This window comes from uncultured Georgenia sp., from assembly GCF_937958535.1.
In the GTDB taxonomy this organism is placed as follows: Bacteria; Actinomycetota; Actinomycetes; order Actinomycetales; family Actinomycetaceae; genus Oceanitalea.
On sequence record NZ_CALGNQ010000263.1, the window covers coordinates 1 to 4,199 of the forward strand.

Sequence of the window (4,199 nt, forward strand, 5' to 3'; positions counted from 1 at the left end):
GAAGTGAGCCCTCGGTGAGAAGTGAGCCCTCGGTGGGACGTGGGGGCTGGGTGGGGTGGCGCACGAGGAGCTGACCGCTCATGCCGAGGTGGACGAGGAGCGCCTCGTCCGGCTCGTCGTCGAGGAGCAGCCACAGGTACTTGCCGCGCCGGACCGCCGCCGTCAGCGTGCGGCCGACGAGCCGGGCGGGCAGGTCGAGCCCGCCGCCGACGTGGCGGCGCACCGCCCGCGGGTGGTGGACGAGGACGGCCTCGACGCGCCGGCCCAGCACGTGACGGGCGAGGCCGTCACGGACGGTCTCGACCTCGGGCAGCTCGGGCACAGCTCAGGAACCGTCCGCGGGCTGCTCGACCGGCTCCTCGGCGGAGAGCCGGGCGTAGGCGTCCTGCGCCGCCTGCTGCTCGGCCACCTTCTTCGCGGTGCCGCTGCCGGTGCCGAAGTCGCGGTCCCCGATGACGACGGTGGCGCTGAAGGTGCGGGCGTGGTCCGGGCCGGCGCCCACCACCTGGTAGGTCGGGGCGGGCAGGCCGCGCGCGGCGACGAGCTCCTGCAGGCTGGTCTTCCAGTCGAGCCCGGCCCCCAGGGTGGCGGCCTCGTCGAGCAGGTCGCCGACGAGCCGCTCGATCATCGCCCGGGTCGGCTCGAGACCGTTGCACAGGTAGGCCGCGCCGATGAGCGCCTCGAGGGTGTCGGAGAGGATGGAGTCCTTGTCCCGCCCGCCGGTGACGAGCTCTCCCCGGCCGAGGAGGATGAACTCCCCCAGGTCCAGCGCCCGCGCCACCCCGGCGAGCGCACGCTGGCTCACCACGGCGGCACGCATCCGGGCCAGGTCGCCTTCGGGTGTGCCGGCGTTGTTGCGGAAGAGCCGCTCGGTGACCACGAGCCCGAGCACCGTGTCGCCGAGGAACTCCAGCCGTTCGTTGGTGGGGATGCCGCCGGCCTCGTGGGCGAAGGAGCGGTGGGTCAGGGCCAGGACGAGCAGCTCGGGGTCGATGGGGACGCCGAGCCGCTCGAGGAGCACCTCGACGTCGTCCCGGGCGGCTCCGGCGGCGGCCTTGCGGGCCATCTCACCGCTCCCCGTCGTCGACCCGGCCCTGCTCGGTCTCGCCGTCGGCGGCGGCGTCCTGGCCGAGGGAGCCGGCGAGCCCGGCGAGGGCGGCCCAGCGGGGGTCGACGACGACGTGCTCGTGGTCGGCCGGCAGGTCGGCCATCCGCTCACCGCAGCCGGGACACAGCCCGCGGCAGCCCTCCTCGCACAGCGGGTGCAGCGGCAGGGAGGTGACGACGGCGTCGCGCAGCACGGGCTCCAGGTCGATGAGGTCGCCCTCGAGCTCGAGCATGTCCTCCGCCTCCTCGTCGCCCTCGGCGAGGGCGGACTCCCGGGCGCCGGGGTAGAAGAAGAGCTCGCTCACCGCCACGGTGCGGGCCTCGTCGATGTCGCGCAGGCAGCGCACGCACTCGCCGTGGACCTGGACGTCGACGTCGCCGGAGACCAGCACCCCCTCCATGACGGCCTCCAGGCGCAGGTGGAGCTGCACCGGGGAGGCGGGCACGACGCCGATGACGGCGGTGCCGTAGTCACCCGGGGCGGGGATCGAGCGCTCGACCGGGCGCATCGCGCCGGGCCGGCGGCCGAGCTCGAACGTGTTGAGCACGAAGGGCGATCGGGGGTCCATGTCTCCGCTCCTGGCTCGTGGGGGTGCAGTCATGCGCTCGCAGCCGCTCCACGTTACCTCACCGCCGGCGCCGCGCGGAGGGGCGGACCGGGGCCCTCAGCCGGCGGCGGGCTGCTGCAGGGTGGCGAGCCGGTCACGGCCGGCGCGGACCTGCTTGGCGATCGCCTCGAGGTCGATCTCGAACTGGGCCAGCTGCCGGTCGCAGTAGTCGTTGGCGTCCCGGGCGAGCTGGGCCGCCCGCTCCTCGGCGGCGGCGATGATCTGCTCGGCACGCTGGTTGGCGAGCGCCACGACGTTCTCCTCGCTCACCAGGCGCTCGGCCTGCTCCTCCGCCTCCTGCAGGATGCGGGCGGCGCGCTCCCGGGCCTCGGCGAGCACCTCCTCCGCCCCGGTGAGGACGTCGTCGGCGGCGCGGATCTCACCGGGGACCACGGCCTTGGCGGCGGCGATGAGGTCCAGCGCCTCGGCCCGGTTGACCAGGGCGGAGGCAGACATCGGCATGGACTTGGCCTGGGTGACGAGGTCGGCGAGCTCCTCGAGGATGGCGACGAGCGAGGCGCCGTCGTGCTCGGTCCCCGGGCGGGTGTCGCTGTGGGCGGTCATCTCGTTCCTCCAGAGTGGGCGAAGGCGTCACGCAGCGCCTGGGCGACGGCGGGCGGGACGAGGCCGGAGACGTCGCCGTCGTGGCCGGCGATGTCCTTGACGAGGGAGGAGGCGATGTGGGCGAGGGCGCCGTCCCCGACGACGAACACCGTCTCGACACCGGCCAGGTGCCGGTTCATCAGGGCCATCGGGTGCTCGGCGTCGAAGTCCGCGCCGCCGCGCAGCCCCTTGACGATGGCGGTGGCGCCCGCGTCGCGGCAGTAGTCGGCGAGCAGGCCGGGGACGGCCTCGACCCGCACGTCCAGCCCCTCGACGGCGGCGCGGGCCAGCTCGACCCGCCGGTCGAGGTCGAAGAGGTAGCGCTTGGCCGGGTTGTGGGCGACCGCGACGACGACCTCGTCGAAGATGTCGCGGGCACGGCGGACGATGTCGACGTGTCCGAGGGTGATCGGGTCGAAGGAGCCGGGGCAGACGGCCAGCCTCGTCGTCCGTCCCGTGGGTCGCTCGGCCATGGCGCTCACGGTAGCGGTCGCCGCGGGGCGGTCGCGGGAGGCGGGCGGTGGTGTCGCCACTCGGTGCCCGGTGCGGTCAGGCCTCCTCGGCGCCGGCGAACCACAGCACCGTGTCGCCGTAGCGGCGCTCGTCGGTCGGCTCCAGCCCGGCCGGCCACGTCGGTTCCGGGCTGCGGCGGGAGCGCTCGACGACGACGACGGCGTCCGGGGCGAGCCAGCGCGTCACCTGGGCCAGGACGTCGGCGAGGTCGTCCTCGGCGACGTCGTAGGGCGGGTCGACCAGGACCAGGTCGTAGGCGGTCGTCGGCTCCCCGCTGAGGTAGCTGCGCACCGTCGCCGGGACGACGGTGACCTGGCGCAGCCCGAGCGCGGAGACGTTGCGCCGGCAGGCGGCGACGGCGGGGCGGGCGGAGTCGACGAGGGTGACCGCCACGGCGCCGCGGCTGGCGGCCTCCAGGCCGAGCGCGCCGGAGCCGGCGTAGAGGTCGAGCACGCGGGCCCCGGCGACCACGCCCCGGTGCTCGAGCCGGGAGAAGAGGGCCTCCCGGACCCGCTCGCTCGTGGGGCGCGTGGCCCCGCGCGGGACGGTGAGCGTCCGCCCGCCCGCGGTGCCGGCCACGATCCGGGTCACGGTCCTGCCCCCGGGTCGCCGAGGAGGCCGGTGGGCACCTGGAGGTCGACGACGGCGATGACGAGGAGGACGACCACGACGACCATGAGGGCGAGGACGACGCCGACCGCCCACAGCCACCACTGCGGCCGGCGGTTCACCGTGACCGCCGCGGGGTCGTGGGGCGCACCGCCAGCGCGACGGCGAGCGCCGCGGCGAGGACCTGCAGGACGAGGAGCACGGGCCCGACGCTACCGGTGAGCACGGCGACGGCGAACGGGACGGCGCCGACGATCGCGACGTCGGGGCCGGTGCTGACGACGCTCGCCAGGCCGGACGGGTAGGCGCCCATCGGGGTGATGATGAGCGGTCCGGAGAAGTCCGGCGGCGGGCGGTAGGCGGAGCGCACCGCCCCACCGGCCCACACCGGCGCGGCGAGCAGCCCGAGCGTGAGCCAGCCGCCGACGTCGCCGTGGACGAGGCCGAGCACCCCGAACACCGGCACCGACCACACGAGCACGGCGAGCCCGGGGACGGCGAGCCGCCAGGCCCGCACCGTGCGCGCCCCCACCGGCAGCAGGGCGTCGAGGGCGGGGACGGCCTCGGCCGCGCGCGCCCCCTGCGCGCCGGCGAGGGCGGCGAGCCAGGCGCCGGTGACGACGAGGAGCACCGTGACCAGGGTGGGCAGCTCGGGGACGAGCGGGGCGAGGAGCGCGAGCGCGCCGGCGACGCCGAGCTGGACCAGGCGCCGTGGCGCGCGGAGCAGGAACAGCGCGTCGGCGACGGCGAGGGCGGCAC

General features: G+C 75.9%; 8 protein-coding genes. All 8 read right to left on the reverse strand.

Annotation, left to right across the window (positions count from 1 at the left end; all coding sequences use genetic code 11):
• Window positions 1-322 (reverse strand): DNA-formamidopyrimidine glycosylase family protein (locus Q0195_RS14285; protein WP_299279710.1); only part of this gene is annotated, 322 nt, incomplete at its 3' end.
• Between the two features lie 3 nt (window positions 323-325).
• Window positions 326-1,066 (reverse strand): ribonuclease III, encoded by a 741-nt coding sequence (rnc, locus tag Q0195_RS14290; protein ID WP_299279712.1) that lies wholly within the window; start codon window positions 1,064-1,066, stop codon window positions 326-328.
• Between the two features lies 1 nt (window position 1,067).
• Window positions 1,068-1,676 (reverse strand): DUF177 domain-containing protein, encoded by a 609-nt coding sequence (locus Q0195_RS14295; protein ID WP_299279714.1) that lies wholly within the window; start codon window positions 1,674-1,676, stop codon window positions 1,068-1,070.
• Between the two features lie 96 nt (window positions 1,677-1,772).
• A complete protein-coding gene (locus Q0195_RS14300) occupies window positions 1,773-2,279 on the reverse strand; it encodes a hypothetical protein (protein ID WP_299279716.1) in 507 nt (168 codons plus the stop codon).
• Window positions 2,276-2,791, reverse strand: coding sequence for a pantetheine-phosphate adenylyltransferase (coaD, locus tag Q0195_RS14305; RefSeq protein WP_299279718.1), 516 nt, complete (start codon window positions 2,789-2,791; stop codon window positions 2,276-2,278). The genes Q0195_RS14300 and coaD overlap by 4 nt, the downstream gene beginning before the upstream one ends.
• A 76-nt stretch (window positions 2,792-2,867) precedes the next feature.
• Complete coding sequence (gene rsmD / locus Q0195_RS14310) at window positions 2,868-3,422, reverse strand: 16S rRNA (guanine(966)-N(2))-methyltransferase RsmD (protein ID WP_299279720.1); 555 nt, start codon at window positions 3,420-3,422, stop codon at window positions 2,868-2,870.
• A complete protein-coding gene (locus tag Q0195_RS14315) occupies window positions 3,419-3,562 on the reverse strand; it encodes a hypothetical protein (RefSeq protein ID WP_299279722.1) in 144 nt (47 codons plus the stop codon). Before Q0195_RS14315 ends, rsmD begins: the two co-directional genes overlap by 4 nt.
• Window positions 3,559-4,199 (reverse strand): DUF6297 family protein (locus Q0195_RS14320; protein WP_299279724.1); only part of this gene is annotated, 641 nt, incomplete at its 5' end. The genes Q0195_RS14315 and Q0195_RS14320, both read right to left, overlap by 4 nt.

Bases quoted from the DNA above. Each gene is read 5' to 3' on its own strand.
- coaD (WP_299279718.1), bottom strand. From the start codon at position 2,791: ATGGCCGAGCGACCCACGGGACGGACGACGAGGCTGGCCGTCTGCCCC.
- Q0195_RS14300 (WP_299279716.1), bottom strand. From the start codon at position 2,279: ATGACCGCCCACAGCGACACCCGCCCGGGGACCGAGCACGACGGCGCC.
- rnc (WP_299279712.1), bottom strand. From the start codon at position 1,066: ATGGCCCGCAAGGCCGCCGCCGGAGCCGCCCGGGACGACGTCGAGGTG.
- Q0195_RS14295 (WP_299279714.1), bottom strand. From the start codon at position 1,676: ATGGACCCCCGATCGCCCTTCGTGCTCAACACGTTCGAGCTCGGCCGC.